General features: G+C 42.3%; 24 protein-coding genes. 10 read left to right on the top strand and 14 right to left on the bottom strand.

Features of this window, described 5'->3' with window-relative positions; all coding sequences use genetic code 11:
• Window positions 1-10: 10 nt before the first annotated feature.
• The 3 genes from A11Q_RS01820 to A11Q_RS01810 all read right to left on the bottom strand — a co-directional run bounded on the left by A11Q_RS01820 (window position 11) and on the right by A11Q_RS01810 (window position 2,478).
• Window positions 11-580, bottom strand: a complete 570-nt coding sequence (locus tag A11Q_RS01820; RefSeq protein WP_015469076.1) for a hypothetical protein — start codon at window positions 578-580, stop codon at window positions 11-13.
• 100 nt (window positions 581-680) lie between these two features.
• Window positions 681-1,247, bottom strand: coding sequence for a ferritin-like domain-containing protein (locus A11Q_RS01815; RefSeq protein WP_015469075.1), 567 nt, complete (start codon window positions 1,245-1,247; stop codon window positions 681-683).
• A gap of 157 nt (window positions 1,248-1,404) precedes the next feature.
• On the bottom strand, window positions 1,405-2,478 hold the full coding sequence (locus tag A11Q_RS01810) for a lipid A deacylase LpxR family protein (protein ID WP_015469074.1): 1,074 nt from the start codon (window positions 2,476-2,478) through the stop codon (window positions 1,405-1,407).
• Between the two features lie 369 nt (window positions 2,479-2,847).
• Between A11Q_RS01810 and A11Q_RS01805 the strand changes: the two genes are divergently transcribed.
• Entirely contained in the window at window positions 2,848-3,120 is a 273-nt protein-coding gene (locus A11Q_RS01805; RefSeq protein ID WP_015469072.1) for a hypothetical protein, read from the top strand.
• Between the two features lie 29 nt (window positions 3,121-3,149).
• On the opposite strand, the gene A11Q_RS01800 is transcribed toward A11Q_RS01805, so the two are convergent.
• Entirely contained in the window at window positions 3,150-3,647 is a 498-nt protein-coding gene (locus A11Q_RS01800) for a hypothetical protein (protein ID WP_015469071.1), read from the bottom strand.
• A 308-nt stretch (window positions 3,648-3,955) separates the two neighbouring features.
• On the opposite strand from A11Q_RS01800, the gene A11Q_RS01795 reads away from it, so the two are divergent.
• Window positions 3,956-4,159, top strand: a complete 204-nt coding sequence (locus A11Q_RS01795) for a hypothetical protein (protein ID WP_015469070.1) — start codon at window positions 3,956-3,958, stop codon at window positions 4,157-4,159.
• Window positions 4,160-4,228: 69 nt separating this feature from the next.
• On the opposite strand, the gene A11Q_RS01790 is transcribed toward A11Q_RS01795, so the two are convergent.
• Window positions 4,229-4,717 (bottom strand): hemerythrin domain-containing protein, encoded by a 489-nt coding sequence (locus A11Q_RS01790; protein WP_015469069.1) that lies wholly within the window; start codon window positions 4,715-4,717, stop codon window positions 4,229-4,231.
• 281 nt (window positions 4,718-4,998) lie between these two features.
• On the opposite strand from A11Q_RS01790, the gene A11Q_RS01785 reads away from it, so the two are divergent.
• Together A11Q_RS01785 and A11Q_RS01780 are read left to right on the top strand one after the other, a co-directional pair.
• Window positions 4,999-5,355 carry an Hpt domain-containing protein gene (locus A11Q_RS01785; protein ID WP_015469068.1) on the top strand — a complete coding sequence of 119 codons (357 nt, stop codon included), beginning with the start codon at window positions 4,999-5,001 and terminating at the stop codon, window positions 5,353-5,355.
• Window positions 5,356-5,373: 18 nt separating this feature from the next.
• Window positions 5,374-5,829 (top strand): hypothetical protein, encoded by a 456-nt coding sequence (locus A11Q_RS01780; protein WP_015469067.1) that lies wholly within the window; start codon window positions 5,374-5,376, stop codon window positions 5,827-5,829.
• 13 nt (window positions 5,830-5,842) lie between these two features.
• Here A11Q_RS01780 and A11Q_RS01775 read toward each other — a convergent pair whose 3' ends face one another.
• From A11Q_RS01775 to A11Q_RS01765, 3 genes are all read right to left on the bottom strand, one after another.
• Window positions 5,843-6,253 carry a SpoIIAA family protein gene (locus tag A11Q_RS01775; protein ID WP_015469066.1) on the bottom strand — a complete coding sequence of 137 codons (411 nt, stop codon included), beginning with the start codon at window positions 6,251-6,253 and terminating at the stop codon, window positions 5,843-5,845.
• Between the two features lie 456 nt (window positions 6,254-6,709).
• Entirely contained in the window at window positions 6,710-8,041 is a 1,332-nt protein-coding gene (locus A11Q_RS01770; protein ID WP_015469065.1) for a phospholipase D-like domain-containing protein, read from the bottom strand.
• Entirely contained in the window at window positions 8,038-8,775 is a 738-nt protein-coding gene (locus A11Q_RS01765; RefSeq protein WP_015469064.1) for an endonuclease/exonuclease/phosphatase family protein, read from the bottom strand. The genes A11Q_RS01770 and A11Q_RS01765 overlap by 4 nt, the downstream gene beginning before the upstream one ends.
• Window positions 8,776-9,034: 259 nt before the next feature.
• Between A11Q_RS01765 and A11Q_RS01760 the strand changes: the two genes are divergently transcribed.
• Complete coding sequence (locus A11Q_RS01760; RefSeq protein ID WP_015469063.1) at window positions 9,035-9,520, top strand: BON domain-containing protein; 486 nt, start codon at window positions 9,035-9,037, stop codon at window positions 9,518-9,520.
• A gap of 127 nt (window positions 9,521-9,647) precedes the next feature.
• On the opposite strand, the gene A11Q_RS01755 is transcribed toward A11Q_RS01760, so the two are convergent.
• The gene (locus A11Q_RS01755; RefSeq protein WP_015469062.1) at window positions 9,648-10,160 is read right to left on the bottom strand and encodes a pyridoxamine 5'-phosphate oxidase family protein; all 513 of its coding nucleotides are present in this window, start codon (window positions 10,158-10,160) and stop codon (window positions 9,648-9,650) included.
• Window positions 10,161-10,197: 37 nt separating this feature from the next.
• A complete protein-coding gene (locus tag A11Q_RS01750) occupies window positions 10,198-10,524 on the bottom strand; it encodes a hypothetical protein (protein WP_015469061.1) in 327 nt (108 codons plus the stop codon).
• 278 nt (window positions 10,525-10,802) lie between these two features.
• Here A11Q_RS01750 and A11Q_RS01745 point away from each other — a divergent pair, with 278 nt between their 5' ends.
• From A11Q_RS01745 to A11Q_RS01735, 3 genes are read left to right on the top strand one after another with little or no spacing between them, the layout of a single operon-like run.
• A complete protein-coding gene (locus A11Q_RS01745) occupies window positions 10,803-12,392 on the top strand; it encodes an FAD-dependent oxidoreductase (RefSeq protein ID WP_015469060.1) in 1,590 nt (529 codons plus the stop codon).
• Between the two features lie 11 nt (window positions 12,393-12,403).
• The gene (locus tag A11Q_RS01740; protein ID WP_015469059.1) at window positions 12,404-12,931 is read left to right on the top strand and encodes a paraquat-inducible protein A; all 528 of its coding nucleotides are present in this window, start codon (window positions 12,404-12,406) and stop codon (window positions 12,929-12,931) included.
• Window positions 12,924-13,781: an MlaD family protein gene (locus tag A11Q_RS01735; RefSeq protein WP_015469058.1), complete on the top strand. Its 858-nt coding sequence runs from the start codon at window positions 12,924-12,926 to the stop codon at window positions 13,779-13,781. Before A11Q_RS01740 ends, A11Q_RS01735 begins: the two co-directional genes overlap by 8 nt.
• 59 nt (window positions 13,782-13,840) lie before the next feature.
• Here the strand turns inward: A11Q_RS01735 and A11Q_RS01730 are convergent, their stop codons facing one another.
• Genes A11Q_RS01730 through A11Q_RS01720 form a run of 3 tightly spaced genes read right to left on the bottom strand, consistent with a single transcriptional unit; the run spans window position 13,841 to window position 15,426 of the window.
• Window positions 13,841-14,377 (bottom strand): YchJ family protein, encoded by a 537-nt coding sequence (locus tag A11Q_RS01730; protein ID WP_015469057.1) that lies wholly within the window; start codon window positions 14,375-14,377, stop codon window positions 13,841-13,843.
• 60 nt (window positions 14,378-14,437) lie between these two features.
• Window positions 14,438-15,082 (bottom strand): hypothetical protein, encoded by a 645-nt coding sequence (locus A11Q_RS01725; protein ID WP_015469056.1) that lies wholly within the window; start codon window positions 15,080-15,082, stop codon window positions 14,438-14,440.
• 2 nt (window positions 15,083-15,084) lie between these two features.
• Window positions 15,085-15,426 (bottom strand): hypothetical protein, encoded by a 342-nt coding sequence (locus A11Q_RS01720; RefSeq protein ID WP_015469055.1) that lies wholly within the window; start codon window positions 15,424-15,426, stop codon window positions 15,085-15,087.
• Window positions 15,427-15,517: 91 nt separating this feature from the next.
• Between A11Q_RS01720 and A11Q_RS01715 the strand changes: the two genes are divergently transcribed.
• Entirely contained in the window at window positions 15,518-15,862 is a 345-nt protein-coding gene (locus tag A11Q_RS01715; protein WP_015469054.1) for a hypothetical protein, read from the top strand.
• Between the two features lie 59 nt (window positions 15,863-15,921).
• Complete coding sequence (locus tag A11Q_RS01710) at window positions 15,922-16,632, top strand: superoxide dismutase (protein WP_015469053.1); 711 nt, start codon at window positions 15,922-15,924, stop codon at window positions 16,630-16,632.
• Between the two features lie 23 nt (window positions 16,633-16,655).
• Here the strand turns inward: A11Q_RS01710 and A11Q_RS01705 are convergent, their stop codons facing one another.
• A complete protein-coding gene (locus tag A11Q_RS01705; protein WP_015469052.1) occupies window positions 16,656-17,234 on the bottom strand; it encodes a hypothetical protein in 579 nt (192 codons plus the stop codon).
• Window positions 17,235-17,284 lie beyond the last annotated feature (50 nt).

The raw sequence follows: 17,284 nt of genomic DNA, 5'->3' as shown, positions 1-17,284 counted from the left end.
CTGCCTTTCGTTAGTACCAGTACTTAACGGCTCCTAACAACGAGAATGTGTCTGTTTCATTGTTACCAACAAAGGTGTAGCGTGTGCTGGCACCGACAGAGAAATAATCTTTCGATTTTTCACCATCTTTTAAAGGATAATCAAATCCTAAAATCGGTGCTGCCGCGACGGCCGTTCCATCTGGAGTGAAAACAACACCTAGAGCCACAGCGGCATAGGTTTTACTTAAGAAGGCGTTTTCGCCTCCGAAATTATAACTGCCCTTCACCATCAACGAGTCACGGCTGTCTGTGGTCGCACCATTATCTACATCGGAGTGAATGTATTCGGCTCCTAATGAAAAGGGAATATAGTACTGATAACCCACATCAATACCGAAAGCTCCAGAGCTGTTCCCGCTGCCATCTGGCGTGGAAATCCCACCTAAAAGCCCCACGTGGGGTTTCCATTCCTGAGTACTTTCGACGGGACGAGGCTTCGGTAGAGTCGAAGCGCCGCTGGTATTTTTGGACTGGGCTAAAACCGTTAGACTCAAACCTAGAGCCATAATAAAAACACTGATTGGTAGTTTAAACTTCATATTCATCTCCTTATGATATGTTGTTGTTGAAATGTTTTTTGATTTATAGAAATTGTCTTAGGCTCGGTCTTAAGCTCGTCGGCTTTAGACTCGAAATGGCTTAAGACAATTGTTTTCTTTCGACTGTGACCAGCAAGTCTGCTAGATCCGTCGCATGTTCTTCTTCATCTGCTAAAATTTGTTCTAATAGACGACGAGTCGTTGGGTCACCTTGACCGAACCACTCAATCAAGCGGCGGTAGACATCAATCGCTACGCGTTCTGCAACAAGGTCTTCACGAATAAGTGTGACTAGATCATTAGAAGAGCTTCCATATTCTGTAGCAGAAAGACGAGTGATATTCGCAGGATTCATATCGGGATCACCACCTAATTGATCGATACGCTCTGCCAACTGCATCATGTGCTCTTCTTCCTCGATGGCGTGTTCTTTAAATTCAGCGGCTACCTGAGGATAGTTGATCCCTTTGGCAATAACCTGATGATGACGATATCTCAGCACACAAAGAATTTCGCTGGCTAAAGCTTCATTCAGTAGCTGACAAGCCATTTCGCGATCCAGAGGATAATCTGCAGTCACAGCCCCTTCGTTGATCGAGCGCCCCGCCTGCTTTCTGATCTCGTCTACATTGATGATTTCGTTGTTATTGTGTGAGTTCCTATCCATACAGACTCCTTTACTGTAGTTTGCTTTGTACCCCTTAAGGTCATTGCAAAAGAGTCTCCAAAAAAATTTACGCTGAAATCATCGTCTATTTGAATACAGATCAAGGCGATGAAGTTTTGGTGCGAAGATGGGGCTGTTTTCCACCTTATGATAGGAACTAATGAAAGGCATAGGAAACAGAGATCGAGGCGAAACTATTGACCCCGCGATTTTTTCGGAACTCGGCTGTGCGACTGACAAATCTCCATGCCAGATTCCATGGTCTTACCTGTAAAGCGGCACCGAATTCTGTCTCGACGACAAAATTATTTTTATGCACGCGATGACTGTCCCGAAATGTATTTCCATCAAGAAAGATATTTCGAAGAACGACTATGCCACGTGCACCGGCAAATCCATACAAGCTTGCTCTTGAGGACTCCTCTACGCGGGCTTGCTTCGGTTCAACAAAAAGGTCTCCTTCAAATGAAGAGGCACGGCTCGGTCCGAAATCATTGGGCAACTGCGCACCCAAACGGACCATGGCTCCGCCATAACCATTTATAGCTACGTTACCTAAACTCGCTCCGTAAAAAGGAATCAGATCAAAATAGTTTCCATACTCTTCACTGGTTTTTTCGATAAAGCGCTGACGCTCTTGATAGGATAATTGCAATGTGGGCTCAAAAGCAATTTGGTGTTCCCAACCATAGGCTTTTCGAATTCCAATAAATTGATGATAGCCATTTTGCACTTCACGCCCTAGAGCCTGAGGCCCCACAATTCCTATATCCAGTTCAAAAGCATGACTGCGTAAGCGATCCTTAAAGTGTGCCCCTAAGCCCACGTAGAGCCAGCCCGCATACGGGCGGTCATCGGGCAAAAGCTCGGTGGCTCCGGTATTATTAGGAGTATAAATTTGATGTCCTAAAGAAATCGAAAAGTTACTTTGGGAATCGTCCTTCAAACGACGTAGAACACGGGAGTTGGCAAGGAAAGGACGTGCCCACTCGGGAATATGATCATTCGCGGATGTATAGGAAAGCTTAAGACCATTCGTATACGCATTATCTGATCCCGGCCCACCTAGAAAGCGTGAATCATTTTCAACATATAAAGTAATAGCACGCCCATCTTGAGCTAAAACGGATGGAGTCCATGCTAATGTAGACGCACAAAGTGCCAGTGTTATTTGAAGGACGGAAATCTTTTTTAGTTTTTGATTGCTGATTTTCTTTCCTGTAAATAACACGAGCTCTCCGTCTAGATTCTAAGTACAACCTCTGATTAAAAATAAGATTAATAATATTGGCACAGGAACACCGATCAGCCAAAGTAAAATCCAACCAATCTTGCCACGGGTGTTATTAATGATTTCCGGCTTTAAAATAGATTTCATCTGAGATTTCCTTTCTACTTGTTTTTAGATCTTACTTTTCACTCTATTAGGCTGATACGAGTCTTTATGCTCATCAAGGGGCATAAATTCACATGTGGTCCTAATAAACTCGATTTTATAGTGCTCTTACGCATCTATATTCCTCTTCAACTCATAACAGCAACACAAAGGCCAACTTAAACAAGGCATTCGATTTGCTTTCTTATTTATAAGGAGGTGAACATGGATACAAATCAAGAAACCAACAAAGTTATCCCCATCAAGACGACCCCAGAAACTCTTTTTAATCGTTTCCTGCAACGAAAAACAAAAAGTCCCACGGATAAGCAGTTACAACGATGGGAAGACGAAGGTGGTTGTGTGCCGATAACGGAAGATGATCCAGAATTCTATGACGACAAACCCTTCAGCCAACGTCTTGGGGCTTATCTTTCACGTGCATGGAAATCTTTGAATTCAAATTTTAATCCATTAGAGAAAAAGAACATTCAGTAAAACCATAGGCGACAAGACTCTGTCGCCAGCTACTGATGTAAAACCGACGGGCTCCTTCTTAAAAGGAGTTCCCGTCTAAAGATCACTCCCATATCAAACATCTGCTTGTAAGAAAAAGTCTCACGGACCAGATTTAATATTTTTTCTTCTTTCTGAGACAAAAGCTTTTCAATTAATTGTAACAACACTCTGAGCTTTTGAGCTGACCTCATATCCGAGCTCGTTCGATTTTCTGTATTTTCAGCATGCGACTTCATATCGGCCACTAAGATTTGGATAATTGCAGAGTCTTCTACGACATCTTCAACTTCAGGAACTAGACGATTCAAGTGGTAACAAGCTCTGATCAAAGTTCTGCGCTCGGCTTGTAAAAGACAATCAAATTCAGCAATTAATTGCGACAAGAGGCCCTGATAGTCCTGTTCTTGCTCAATTAAATTTTCTATCTCTTTTAATAAAAAACGTAATGTTCCATGCTGGGCTTGGATCAAATCCTTGATATCTAAATACTTAATCGCTGCTGTCACACTATTTCCTTTCGTATTCGAGCTTTGACTTCTGAAAACCTAAACATCTTAATAAGCAGAGCAAATGGCGTACCTAGGGCATCAGCGCTGAGTTGGTTTTGATACCATCCAGAACCCTCTATGAAGATTTTTCCCCCAACCGACGCCTTTGCACGTTCAAAAATTTCCCAGTTCCAAACAGATTACAGTCCAAACTCAACCAAGAAGATTTTCAGCTCTGGCGAAGAAATTGCTGTGTATAGTTGTGCGTAAGAAATATGTATTTAATTTTTAATACACTCAACAGCTAAAAAGGACAGGTAAAAAAAATGAGAAAGAAAAGCGTAAAGAAAAAATCTTTGAAATCAAAAAAAGTAGCCTCTTCAATCAAAGCAGCTCAAGATGAATTACCTGTACAGGTCAGAAGAATTCAATCCATTCTTTCTGAAAAAGCTGTCGACATCGCCCTTCCTATTACAAAAATGCTTCAGGCAAAACTGAGTTTGTTAGAGAGTAAGTTAAACCGAGTTTAACCCTTTCTTATCAGATACGGTGAATGCCCAAAAAGAGCCTTATGGCTCTTTTTGTTTTTTTGTGAAGGACTAATTCAGAAAGAATCTTTTAGAAAAACCAAAAGCTTCGGCGCTTCTAAGTTCGAGTTCATGGGATTTCTTGGCTTGTAAATACAGAATGGCCGCCTGCTGCATATCAAAATCAGAAAAGAAAGATTTGATCTCGGCAAAGAAATCACTCTCTTCCACGGCTATATGAAGCTGTAAGATCTGGCAGTACGTAGTAACTCGTGATAGCCAGATATCGTCTGAAGCAGAAGCTCTGATTTTATAGATGTAGTCTTCTAACAACTGGTGATCATCATAGCCTTCCAGAGCCATTTCACTGGTTTCTGGTTCTTTTAATTTCAAACATTTTGCATAGACAGCACTTTCTTCAGCCCTCATGTGTATACGCACCACAATAAGAAGCTCAGTAAAAGCTAGTTTCTTCTTTTTGATGTCTTCACTTTGCTCTAGTTTGGATATTAATTTACGAATACGCTCGTGGTCTTCCTTAAGATAGCTGATCAAATTCATTCTGACTCCTTCACTCTAAGATCAAGGTGAGATTCAACCGAAAGTTGCTCAAACTAAATAAAGCAAGCCAAGTGCCAGTAATGTCCGTCATTTTGCTTATTATGAGATTTATTTGTAAGTCCAGAGTCCCAAAGCGGAATGCTTTTCAGAGACTTTTTTACACGTATTTTGAATTTCCATGACTCTGATTTATTCTTAGATGGCACCCCTATTGCTGCGTAAATGAGAGGTGCAGATTTTGTTCGGTTTTTACACGCCGCTGTTCCTGTTTAAGGGGGCTTATGCAAGTGTCAGCTAACTCAAAATTTAATGAAAAGGTTTTTGTGGAAGACTTTTTAGCTGAGCATATTCCTAAGTTCATCGCCAGTAAAAAAGAAGAACAGCAAAAGTTGCTTGAAGCTTTAAAACGTCAAGACTTTGCCTTTATCAAAAAGATTGGTCACAACTGGAAAGGTGTCTGCTCCAGCTATGGCTTTCGCTACCTAAGTGATCTAGGGGCTCAGATAGAGCTTTTAGCAGAACAGCAAAAAGCAGAAGAACTCGAACCACTTATTTCTTCTGTTAATGGCTATTTAGATAACGCCCAAATCGTAGTTCTTTCAGAAAGTGAAATGGACGAATACTTAAAAAACCAATAACGACAATTAGGAGGTCGAATGAAAAAAAGAGCTCAGGCAAAAAAGACGAAGACAACCAAAAAGGTGGCGAAAAAGAAAGCTGTAGCAAAGGCCAGCAAATCTAAAACAAAGACCAAGTCAAAAGCTAAGCCAAAGTCGGCAGCAAAGACGAAAATTAAATCGGCAAAAAAGATTAAATCCACAGCGAAAAAATCGGGATCACCGAAACGAGGTCAAAAGAAAATACCTCTTATTGCTCCGTCAGAGTTTTTACCACAGACGCCACCAGATCCTTCAAAGAAGCCTGGACATCGCACCTTAAATCTTAAAGATAACTTTCAAGAAAGAAGTGGTGCTAAGACTCATACACAAGAGTCCGCCAACCAATACATGAGTCGTGCCGAGCAAATCCGCAGAACTTCACGGACCAATAGACGTGTGATCACCGGAGCTGCTATTGGGAAGACCGGACGAATTGTAACTGAAAAAGTTTAAGACTGAATAAGATTTAACTCGTCACCGAGTGAGAGGGCATTTCGACACTTGGTGACGTCACTCCGTAGGCCCATCTTAAAGCTTCATCTTTAGAAGCACGATCAAAAGTTTTAATCTGAACTCTTGGAATCAACGCGCTTGATATTTTAGACATGGCAGACATCCAGCTTTTCTCTGTCAGTAAAGCGACGCGCGGGAATCGATGCCATTCACCGATTTTAGCTATGCTATAAGCTATACGTTTAGCCACCGCTTGAGCAGTAACGTGATTCAGATCTAACAAATCCGCATATATGGAAACCTTTTGATGTGTCACCAAACGAAATTCGATCTCTTCGATAATCTCTTGATAGTCATCTGCATCCAAAGTCTGCGTCACTCTAAGTGCGACCACGTCTTTCGGAGATCCTAGTATTTCCACCATAAAAGCCTCCTGACAAATCCCATTTACGTCTACATTCCAACGTAAAAAAATATCTTCGAGTTTATTCCGACTCGTTATCTACATATAAATGCAATTATTAGACCTTATAAGAAGTTGAAAGACTTCGACATTTACGTGCAAAAAAATCTCTTGATTGAACTTCTACCACCACAAATATGTCCCATTTTTTCTGAAGATGACAATAAGTGGCTTACGCATTGGCATCGCCCCTGCATTAGTACTAAGTTAAGAATGCGCGGTCGGGAGTTGCTCCTTGATGCGCTACTGAGTGGTCAATGTGACATGAAGTGCAGAGGCTTTAAGAACTCGTTAATACGAGGAATTTCTGAATCGCACCACAAAGGCCCATCATTCCTTCTAGTTTACTGGAAGATATGATAAGTCCTCGCGAGATGTCTAGCGAAGGACTTTTTTCTTTTCTACCCAACTCAATATCTAAACTTGAACATTGTTCTTGGCAATCTGACGACAAATTAAGAGCAAACTCACAATTAAAAAAGGTGTGCCTGGTATCAACGGAAGCATCAGTCCCATGACACCGATAATGAAGAATATTATCGAAACACCGACAGTAATGAATTTACGAGTCATGCCACGCCCCTCTTCGATCTGAAAAGCGATTCCGATCGAAAAGTTCGCTACTAAAGATAAAATAATATAGAAAAAGAAACGCGAGGCCTTGGTCATCCAATCTGCTTTTTCTAAAAAAGTGCTCGAATTGATCTTTTCACAGCCTTCATCCATATATTTTTGTAGCTGTTGATTTAGCTTCTGATTAAAAGCAGGATCGAATACGTTTACATTCATTTCTAGATTTTGCTGGTAACTTGTATAATTAAGATTAAACGAGCCAATCGTGCTCCAGGTTCCATCAATTAAAGCCAACTTTCCATGTAGAATCGAGCTTTTCCACTCATAAACTTCAATCTTGTTCTTTAAGAAATAGGCGTACAAGTACTGTGTCGCTTTCACATAGCTAGGCCAATCCGAAAATCGAGGCAAGATCAGGCGCACTCTTACACCACGCTCAGCGGCCGCCTTCAGCTGTTTCATAAATTTTTTCCTAGGGAAAAAATAAGAATTCACAATGATAATTTCGCGGTTAGCCACTTTTGTCAGTTGGGAATATAAGCGTGTGATCTGCCAACGTCTGTAAATCCAGTCGTTAATCGAAATCTGTAAAGCGACCCCATCGGGGAACTCAGTACGGGGTTCTAAACGAGGATCTGGAAACTTAAGTTTGAGTTTACAAGCCTTACTGAAAATCAATTGGCAATAACGAGTCAGATCCGTGGCCACGGGGCCCTCTAAATAAACAGCAAAGTCCAACTGATGTGGCACCTTCTGACTGTCCAGATAGGATTCTGAAATTACGTTGATTCCACCAATAATCGCACGCTCATGATCTGTCAGTAAAACTTTATGGTGAAGGCGGCGCCCCCACTGTCCTAACCAGCGGATGCGGATACCATTAAAGCGACAAAAGTATATTCCCGCCTCTTTCAAGCGCTCTTCTGCCTGACGACTAAAATCAAACGAACCCACACTGTCTATGAGTACATAGACTTTAACTCCACGTTCAGCGCTACGAATCAAAGCGCGAATGACCTGCTGACCAAAGGCATCTTCTTTAAAGATGTAAGTCTGCAAATGAATACTGCTTTGAGCCTCATCTATCATTTGAAGATAGCGTGTGTAGTAGTCGTCGCCCTCTTGGAAAAATTCAATATGATTTCCGTCAGTCTTCTTAAAAAAACTCAGATTCATAGAGTTTCCAAATCACAAAAGAGTGGCAAATGGTCAGAAAGATGCTGCATTCCTTGAGACTTAATCACCTCAGCATTGGTCACCTGCAGATTTTTAACATAGATACGATCTAGGCTGAGCATAGGATAGTGTGCAGGAAACGTTTTTGCCAACATGCCATGATGAACTTTATGAGTTTCTGACATTCCCAGTTCCTGTTCAAAAACGTGATGAGCCTTTTTATTCCAGTCATTAAAATCACCGGCAATAATAACCGGAGGCTGGTCTGACAAATTCAAAGACAACATTTTTTCTTTGATCATCTGATATTGGCGCATTCGCCCCGAATGAAGTAAATTTAGATGTACACACGCAGCGTAGACATATTGCTGCTCGCTTAATCGGATTTTACAGACCAATAAGCCTCTGCGTTCAAGAGTGTTAGTGCTCAGATTTATATTTTCCCAACTTTCAATTGGATATTTACTTAAAATTAAGTTTCCATGGTGGCCGTGATCGTACAGAGCATTTCTTGCGTAGGAATAGTGCTGCCAAATCGAATCTGCAAAAAATTCGAATTGTGAATCCACCAGGCCTTTGCGGCGGTAGTTTAGATTTTCTCCGACGACTTCTTGTAAAAAGACAATATCAGCTGATGAGGACTGAATTAACGTCTTCATATCCTGCAGAAAATAGTTCTGCATCTTCCAATCATATCCCTTATGGATATTGTATGATAACACTTTTAGTTTCATACGGCCTCATCCCCTCTTTCATACTACACGATAACCCTAGCTAAAAAGTATGGAATTCTTTCTGAAAATCAGACTTTTTATCGCGTCTTTATTTTAGACGTCTAGATGGCATATCTGCATGTCCTGCATACAATTCGACTTCACCTCGATGCTGTTAAGACCTCTTGTTAAGTTCTTAGGCCCCAAATTTGCTTTATTAAATATACAGATAATCACCACAAAACTCAGTCAGTTTTAAACATGAATGAAAGGAGTCCTCATGAAAAACAAAAAAACGCCTCCCCAAAATCAAGAAGAGCAAGAGCGCCGATCAAGCCGTCTTCAAAATGATCGCATTCAGGATAAAAGATCTTTTGCCGAGCGCACACCTATGGATTTAACAGGGCGCTACAGTCAAGATTACCTCGCACGACAAGAAGATGATGGCTACCACCAAGATAGAATGGGTAGCTCGACTCAAAATGAAGATTCGGATCGTCGTACCGATGACACCCTCTGTGACGAGGTCTGTGAAGCCCTTGCACAACATCCTGAAGTAGAAGATCGTCACATCCATGTCGAAGTACAGGATGGCATCTGTACCTTAACAGGCTGGGTCACTTCCGATCAGATGCGTCGTCAAGCAGAAACCTGCTGCCGTATGGTGAGTGGTATCGGCACTATTCATAATCAATTACAATTAAATCATGAACGCCGCCAAACCGGATTCTCTTCTGGCTCGGAAACTCATTCTGTCGATCGCTAAGGTTACTCACAAGGCAACGCTTAGAAACCACATAGAAAAAGGGAGGTAACAACCTCCCTTTTTCTATTTTCAATTTTGGCGATGTTCTTTTAAACAGGTTTTGAGTGGCTGTGACCTGTTGACTTGCCTATTGACGTAAATCGAATTTTTCATAGTGGGCTTGACTGATCGTCGTTTCCCCCACAATCGCTTTAACAAAGTCCATTACACGCACAATAGAAGTACTCGGAGAATCCCACATTTCAACTTCTTGTAGGTCTAGCTTTAACAATGTCAGGTCAGGTGTTTCCACCCCACGTGGAAACCACTTTTCAAGAGTTGGATTCCAAAGCTCTTTCATTTTCGTTTGGTCAAAAGACTCATACGCCACGGCCGCTGCCGAGATAAATGTGTTTTTCTCGGGACATGAAAATGTAATATTCACTAAAGGAACTCTTCGAATATCTTTCATTAACTGTGAGTTGCTGAGTGTAAAAAACAATAAGTTTCCATCCGCGTCGATCTCTTGCACCATCATCGGACGACTGCACATATTCCCTGTTGGAGTTACTGTCGTGATCATCGCCACCTCAGTCATTTCGATAGCTTCGGCGATACTGTGAAACTCGTCACGCTCTGTATCCTTAAGTCTATTTTTCATTATCCCTCCTTGTTATTGCTCTGGTTATTACTCTGAGTTATTGCATTGACTTGCTTTGTTCCTTTAAGACTGCATTTTGTCTTTGCATATCTAAATCGCGATCAATGCAATTGGTGTAGTTATCTGTTGTCGCCATTGTGCGTGTTCCAATGATGCTGCTATCTGTGGCGGCTCCGACTCCTAAGCCCAGACCATACGTGGTCTTCTGCTGGCGACACATGTCTTGTGCGCGACAGATAGAAACAGATTCTTCCTCTAGGCTGGGACAAGAATTGGAATCTGTAGAGGCACAACTGGCCATAGCTACAAAAGCTAAGGCATACATCCAAGACATCACGAAGCGCACATTTTGATAGGACAACATAGGCCACTCCTTAACCCTATTAGAAAAGCAATTTCTATTCCTTGATAAGAGCTACCGAATACGTCGTTATGAACCAGCAACGGGAAATACGGAACATACGGGACAAAGTGGGACGTGCTGATGCGCATTTATCACGTCCTATTCCTTTGGTTGATTCTTTTATAGATTAGGACCTCGTCCAGATATGGCAGCGGATTTGCTCTTTATAGTTTGTGCTAAATCTGCGCTCATTAAATGCTGGGGTTATGTCCTCAGTATAAAAGCACAAGGACGATTTTATGGAATCAATTCACTCGAACGAAACCAATTCACTTTGGCATCGCCAGAAAGAGTCTGTCTATCTTCCTCCTTTAGATCGCGATATCAACGCCGACATTTGTATCATCGGCGGAGGAATTGCCGGACTGACAACAGCCTATCTATTACTACAAGAAGGTTTTAATGTTGTCGTCGTCGAAAAATCGACATTTTGCAAAGGTCAAAGCGGTCGTAGTACGGCCCACCTGACAGTGGCTTTAGATGAGCGCTACAGCGACATCGAAGAACTGCATGGACCAAACACAGCTCGATTAGTGGCGCAAAGCCATCTTGAATCTTTAGCTTTAATTAAAAAAATTATTACGGATGAAAAAATCGAATGTGACTTTCATCCGGTCACTGGCTACTTGTTTGCCGCCTACGATGAGGATCTTAAAATTTTACATGACGAATACCATGCTGCACGCAGAATCGGTTTAGATGTCAAATTGATGGAAAGTGTTCCTGTCAAATCTTTCCGATCAGGACCCGCATTGGCTTTCACCGAGCAATATGAAATGAATCCTCTTTTATACTTACGAGGTTTAGCTGAAGCCATCTTCAAAAAAGGTGGAAAAATATTTTCTGAAACAGAAGTCACTCATGTTCGTTCAGAAGAACCGGCTTTGGTTTTTACACGACAGGGATTTCGTGTCACTGCGGATTCTGTTGTGATGGCAACCCATTCCCCGATTAATGACCTTTTTGGTCTTCATACGAAACAGGCTCCATTTCGAACTTATGTCTTAGGCTTAGAGGTTCCCAAAGGAACTGTCCCCCACATCCTTGCATGGGACACGTCTTCCCCTTACCACTATTTCCGCATCAGCGAACACACTCCTTCACACGACATGTTGATCGTCGGCGGAGAAGACCATAAAACAGGACAGGAAGATCATCCTGAGCTGTGCTTTGCTCGCGTAGAGGCTTGGGCACGCCTGCGCTTTCCGATGTCGAAAAAAGTTATCCACCGCTGGTCAGGACAAATTTTGACTTCACTTGATGGCTTGGCACTTCTAGGGCGTAGTCCGTATGAGCCTCGACACATCTATGTCATCACGGGTGACTCTGGAAATGGGATTACAAACTGTACGATTGGAGCGAAACTCATCACCGATCAAATCATGCAGCGGGATAACCCTTACGAAAAAATTTACGATCCCTCACGTATAACACTGCGCCGTTTTGAAGAGTTCATTCGCACAAACTCAAATGCCATGGCTCAATACAGTCATTGGTTTTTATCAAAACCAAAACCTCTTCTTTCCAAAATTCCTAACGAAACAGGCGTTGTCTATCGCGAGGGTTTCAAGCTCGTGGCCGCTTACAAAAACACCTCTGGTCAGATCTCTTATATGTCAGCGGTCTGCCCACATTTGGGCGGGATTGTGCAGTGGAACTCAGTTGAAAAATCTTGGGATTGCCCTTGTCATGGATCACGCTTTAACTGCTATGGCGAAACTCTAGAAGGTCCCAGCACAGACGGGCTTAAAAAAATATCGAATCCACCCGCGCCAGAGGACTCAAAAGACAATGAACCATCCACCCCTAACCCCACCGCTTCACTGTGAGCTGACTGACGATGAACTCTTCTGTTAAGGCCAGCACGGCACTTTCTTTAACTGCTTTGATTTTTTACATACCGGCGAATGTTTTGCCTTTTATGACTATCGAAATGTACGGCCGTCGCAACAGCTCAACCATTTGGGAAGGAATTGTAACTTTAGCAGATGATGGGGCATGGTTTATCGCCCTTGTTGTTTTTTTAGCGAGCTTACTGATTCCCCTATTAAAGCTTTTGATTTTATTTTATCTGTCGTTCACTGCAAGCCATACCGGAAATAATCCCCAAAGTTACCAGTCGAAGAAAAGGCTTTATGATTTTGTTGAAGTGATCGGTCGCTGGTCGATGTTAGATATTTTTTTGCTGGCGGTGCTTGTCGCGTTAGTTAAATTAGGAAATTGGGCACAAGTACGGCCTGAAGCCGGTGCCGTGATGTTCGCCTTGGTTGTGATTTTTACCATGATGTCATCGGCTTGTTTTAAACCAGATTGGCTACAAAACACTTCACCCCCTTTACCGCAAAAGAAAGAGGGCTCACATGAGTAAATTTAAAAACTTCACCCATCGCCTTAGTAACAGTTGGTACATTTGGCTATTCCCTGTCTTTGCAATCTGCATCTGTGCATGGCTCGCCTATGACCACTATGACAAACGTGGACCGCAAATTCGTATTCTTTTTGACGATGCGGCCAGCTTACAAGTCGGTCGAACACAAGTGCGCTTTCGCGGAGTCACAATCGGAGTCGTCAGTGACATTGCAATTTCAGACGACTACCGAAAAGCCATTGCCACTGTCGATCTACAAAAAGAATCTGCGCATTTCGCTGTGGAAGGTTCACGTTTTTGGGTGGTTTCACCGCAAGTCAATTTTCAGGGCATCAGTGGCCTAGAAACCCTGATTGAAGGAACTTACATCGCCGTTCACCCCGGAGACTCAAAAGAGAAAAGTAAGTTTGATTTTATCGCGCAGGAAACCGCAGTTACCAACGATGCTCTTGAAAATACCAGCAGCTACATTTTGCAAACCGCCGATGCCCAGTCCGTCAACGCTGGTGACAGCATCACATTCAGAGGGCTCGTGGTAGGCTCTGTCACGCGCGTGAGTCTGTCTCAGGATTCACGTGTGGTGAACATCCAAATCAATATCCAAAATCGCTACACCAAACTGATCCGCACCAATACTAACTTTTGGAGGAAATCAGGGATTCAAGCGAATTTAGGACTTTTTAATTCTGAAGTGAAAATTGGTTCTTTAGACACGCTGATGCGTGGTGGAGTGGAGCTATTCACTCCAGATGAAGCCGGTCCGCTGGCTAAGGCCGGTACCCGCTTTGAACTTTTAAATGATGCCCCTAAAGGCTATGAAAAATGGAATCCTCAGCTAACCTACAAGTAATTTCTTTTACAAATAAGTTAGCTGGATTTTTTTGGAACTTCTTTTTTATTAAGCGTTTATTAGGCGGCGTCGGTGCCGCAGCATTTTTTATATTTTTTACCGCTGCCGCAAGTACAAGGATCGTTACGACCTATCTTTGGAGCTTCTCTTTGTACTGTCTGTGGTTTTTCATGGTGATGATGATGACCTTCACCTTCGGCGTGAGTATGTCCATCACCTTCTACAAATAGCCATTGTCCATTTTCAGCTTTACGGAACTCAGACACTTCATGGTGATCTAAACCCTCGCCATCGGCTTCGTATGTCGCGATAAATTCGACTGTGCCTTTTTTATCCTGAGCCGTGCCTTTTACAGTAGCTAAGATTTGTAGACCCTTCCACTTAGCTGTTTCCGCCCATTTGCGAGTCGCCGCTTCGTCGAAATCATGGCGTGATTCTGGAGCTAAAGTCTTTTTCAAATAAGCTACATCAGCTTGCGTGAAAGCGGTGTAACGAGAGCGCATTAATTTTTCAGCCGTTTCAGGCAAAGCGCTTCCTGTTAAAAAAGGTTGGCAGCATGTTTCAAAACTCTGCTGAGATTGACAAGGACAGTTCATGGGTTCCTCACTTTAATTGAATCCTATAGTTGATTCTAGTTTGAATGAAAATACTGTAGGCTATTTCTGTAGAAAAAGGAAGAAGTCCTCGCCATTGTACTGGCGTAAGAAAAAGTACTTCTGGTCTGGCTTTTTCATGCGGCGTTTGATCTCGCGAACAGAAACCGGCACAAGGCAGTCAAAACTCAACCTTTTTTGCTGATGACATTCGTCAGACACCACGTCGTCACCTGGCTCACCAACTTGAAAGTCCACAATCGTTAAACTTAAAAAGGGTTTCTGCTGAGAGATCAAATTATCCTGCATCCAAGTATTCACTCCCGCCAAAGTGTGAGCTTTTTCAAAACCTGTTAAAATCCAACAAGGTCGGGTACAAGCCGCCACGACATCCGCCGTGACCGAATCGTTTTGTACTAAGAACTGAACCGGAGCTTTAAATACTTTTTCGTACTCTTCAGCCATCATTCGAATCAACTGCTGATCTTCCGCTTTTTCAGCCACACCAAAGATTGCATAATCGACGTCTTCAAAGTTTTGGTGCATACGCTGGATCACACTGGTCGCCACATTCGCTCTGTCGGCATCCATCACTGAGGGCTGAATCAAGGGAGCACTTCGCAAACTAATTCCCTGCTTTATTAAATACCCCATACAAACTGTAATGATGATAAGTCCAAGTCCAATCAACCAACCGACTTTTTTCATATTTACTTCTCTGCTTTCGTTTTACTGTCATTCAAAGTTTTTGTATGACTTTTTATATCTCTGACCAGACAATCGTAGACATCTGCAAATTGAATCGAACGAGACATGCCTAGTCGACCTTGCTGAGGGTCTTCCGCCCGCGGCGCGACCACGCTGATTCGTCCCTCGGGGCAAAAACGCAAACAGCTATAAGTTTCAATACTCCAAGAGATTCCCTCTGGTGGTATATCTTTAAGGTCTTCATCTGCCAGAAGCTGATCATTTAAGCGCTGTAAAAACTCGTCGCGATCAATTTCTGCTCGCTCTAAACAGCCTGTACAGAGTCCAAACTTGATTTCTTTCATTTAGCTTTCAGCTTCTTTCGTTTTTATCCATTCACTTTACTTCAACTCGGCCTCTCAGTAAAAGGCCTGTATTAACAAAAAAGGATATTTTATGCGTCAAACATTAGCAATTGTAGCCCTATCTGTATTTACAACTTTGTTTGCGGATGCCGCGTTGGCTTCTGGCAGACTTTGCACTAAATTTGAATCTCGTCCAGCGGTTCAAACTGTAGTTCAAATCTTAGCAAAGAAACTTTCTTACTCAATGGAACAGCTTTGCAACCACGAACGTATTTTGGACATTCAAGATGAGCCACGTCGCTTTTTTTACCAAGACAGCGGCCAATATGAAACTCACACAGTCATCACATTGCATTACAATGAATACTCATGTGAATACCACTACAACGCAGGACGTTCGCAGTGGCAAAAAGAGTACTGCTACTCAACTTGGTAGACTCATTTAGTTAACTCGTGATGAAATAGAGTCCTCTTTAACCTTACAGGAGGACTCTAATGAAAAAAATCTTTTCCGCTTTTATTCCCGGCCTCGCGATTCTACTTCTTTCTTTGCAAGCGTGCGCTTCGTTACAAAATCTGAACACTCTTAAGTCTCCATATAAACTACCTAAGCTGCCTTATGCTGAGAATGCATTAGAGCCCATCATTGATGCTGAAACGATGAAGATCCATCACACACGCCATCACCAAGCGTATGTAGACAACTTAAATAAAGCTCTAGAGAAAAATGAAAAAGCGAACCTTCAACAGCTATTAGCGAATGTTTCTACTCGTAGCGCCGCTATTCGAAACAATGCTGGTGGGCACTGGAACCACAGTTTCTTTTGGACAATTCTGACTCCGAATAAAGAAGATCAAAAAATTCCTAAGGACTTAGAAGCTGAAATCGTTCAGACATTTGGTTCATTTGATGCTTTCAAAGCTGAGTTTGAAAAAAATGGCCTTTCACAGTTTGGTTCTGGCTGGGCATGGCTGATCCGCAATGCTGAAGGAAAATTAGAAGTCACCGCAACACCTAACCAAGATAATCCACTTATGGATGTTGCATCTAAACGTGGAACTCCTATCTTAGGAATTGATGTTTGGGAACACGCTTACTATTTAAAATATCAAAATAAGCGTGCTGAATACTTGAAAAACTTCTGGGAAATTATTAACTGGAAACAAGTAGCTAAGTACGACCAAGAAGCTAAGAAAAAGAAATAATCAAAAAGCTCTCAGAGCTGGAATTAATCCAGCTCTGCTTTCAAAAATAGCGGGAAGTTGCCTTCAGCTTTTCGCACTAAATGAAAAAACTGATCCAAGTTATCGAAGGCTTTTGCCGATCTCCACTTTTCACATGTCAAATAGGCCTCAACACCTTTCTTCGTGTCTATCATACGCAATGTGTTTTTCATGGTTTGAATATGTCCTTCATACTGTAGACAATCGCGATGCATGTATCCATCGTCATAATACTCTTCGCCCCATGCAAGACAGCGGCTGCTGAGGTCTGGAGTTAGAACCATCTCGTTTGTGATTTCACGATCTTGTAAATAGATTTCCTGTTGTAAAACCCAACGAATCCACGAGCCTTCTTGTCTGTATTGTCCTAGCTCTTCTAATTGACGCGAATCTGCTTTTAAACTCAAACGGCATTCGTAGCGTTCTGCCGAAGAAACTCCACTTTTTTCTTTAAATAGTGCGAAAACTTCATTTCTTTGTGCATCTTCGGTGAAGACCGAGTGAGGGAGTACACGAACATCCATCCAGCCAGAAGCTAGAGCCTGCGAAAGGGTTAAAAAAACGATAGTGAATAAAGTCTTCATCGGTTTCTCCTTGTAAAAATTTACAGGAGGTATACCGCTGTGCTTTTCAA

This window comes from Pseudobdellovibrio exovorus JSS, assembly GCF_000348725.1.
GTDB classification, from domain to species: Bacteria; Bdellovibrionota; Bdellovibrionia; order Bdellovibrionales; family Bdellovibrionaceae; genus Pseudobdellovibrio; species Pseudobdellovibrio exovorus.
Note: the sequence above shows the minus strand (reverse complement) of the source record. Positions and strands in the feature narration are given on the sequence as shown.

Excerpts from the sequence above, each read along its gene's own strand:
- A11Q_RS01765 (WP_015469064.1), bottom strand. The coding sequence starts at position 8,775 with ATGAAACTAAAAGTGTTATCATACAATATCCATAAGGGATATGATTGG.
- A11Q_RS01820 (WP_015469076.1), bottom strand. The coding sequence starts at position 580 with ATGAAGTTTAAACTACCAATCAGTGTTTTTATTATGGCTCTAGGTTTG.
- A11Q_RS01775 (WP_015469066.1), bottom strand. The coding sequence starts at position 6,253 with ATGGTGGAAATACTAGGATCTCCGAAAGACGTGGTCGCACTTAGAGTG.
- A11Q_RS01780 (WP_015469067.1), top strand. The coding sequence starts at position 5,374 with ATGAAAAAAAGAGCTCAGGCAAAAAAGACGAAGACAACCAAAAAGGTG.
- A11Q_RS01760 (WP_015469063.1), top strand. The coding sequence starts at position 9,035 with ATGAAAAACAAAAAAACGCCTCCCCAAAATCAAGAAGAGCAAGAGCGC.
- A11Q_RS01740 (WP_015469059.1), top strand. The coding sequence starts at position 12,404 with ATGAACTCTTCTGTTAAGGCCAGCACGGCACTTTCTTTAACTGCTTTG.
- A11Q_RS01805 (WP_015469072.1), top strand. The coding sequence starts at position 2,848 with ATGGATACAAATCAAGAAACCAACAAAGTTATCCCCATCAAGACGACC.
- A11Q_RS01815 (WP_015469075.1), bottom strand. The coding sequence starts at position 1,247 with ATGGATAGGAACTCACACAATAACAACGAAATCATCAATGTAGACGAG.
- A11Q_RS01790 (WP_015469069.1), bottom strand. The coding sequence starts at position 4,717 with ATGAATTTGATCAGCTATCTTAAGGAAGACCACGAGCGTATTCGTAAA.
- A11Q_RS01785 (WP_015469068.1), top strand. The coding sequence starts at position 4,999 with ATGCAAGTGTCAGCTAACTCAAAATTTAATGAAAAGGTTTTTGTGGAA.
- A11Q_RS01745 (WP_015469060.1), top strand. The coding sequence starts at position 10,803 with ATGGAATCAATTCACTCGAACGAAACCAATTCACTTTGGCATCGCCAG.
- A11Q_RS01730 (WP_015469057.1), bottom strand. The coding sequence starts at position 14,377 with ATGAACTGTCCTTGTCAATCTCAGCAGAGTTTTGAAACATGCTGCCAA.
- A11Q_RS01755 (WP_015469062.1), bottom strand. The coding sequence starts at position 10,160 with ATGAAAAATAGACTTAAGGATACAGAGCGTGACGAGTTTCACAGTATC.
- A11Q_RS01720 (WP_015469055.1), bottom strand. The coding sequence starts at position 15,426 with ATGAAAGAAATCAAGTTTGGACTCTGTACAGGCTGTTTAGAGCGAGCA.
- A11Q_RS01795 (WP_015469070.1), top strand. The coding sequence starts at position 3,956 with ATGAGAAAGAAAAGCGTAAAGAAAAAATCTTTGAAATCAAAAAAAGTA.
- A11Q_RS01710 (WP_015469053.1), top strand. The coding sequence starts at position 15,922 with ATGAAAAAAATCTTTTCCGCTTTTATTCCCGGCCTCGCGATTCTACTT.
- A11Q_RS01725 (WP_015469056.1), bottom strand. The coding sequence starts at position 15,082 with ATGAAAAAAGTCGGTTGGTTGATTGGACTTGGACTTATCATCATTACA.
- A11Q_RS01735 (WP_015469058.1), top strand. The coding sequence starts at position 12,924 with ATGAGTAAATTTAAAAACTTCACCCATCGCCTTAGTAACAGTTGGTAC.
- A11Q_RS01715 (WP_015469054.1), top strand. The coding sequence starts at position 15,518 with ATGCGTCAAACATTAGCAATTGTAGCCCTATCTGTATTTACAACTTTG.
- A11Q_RS01750 (WP_015469061.1), bottom strand. The coding sequence starts at position 10,524 with ATGTTGTCCTATCAAAATGTGCGCTTCGTGATGTCTTGGATGTATGCC.
- A11Q_RS01705 (WP_015469052.1), bottom strand. The coding sequence starts at position 17,234 with ATGAAGACTTTATTCACTATCGTTTTTTTAACCCTTTCGCAGGCTCTA.
- A11Q_RS01770 (WP_015469065.1), bottom strand. The coding sequence starts at position 8,041 with ATGAATCTGAGTTTTTTTAAGAAGACTGACGGAAATCATATTGAATTT.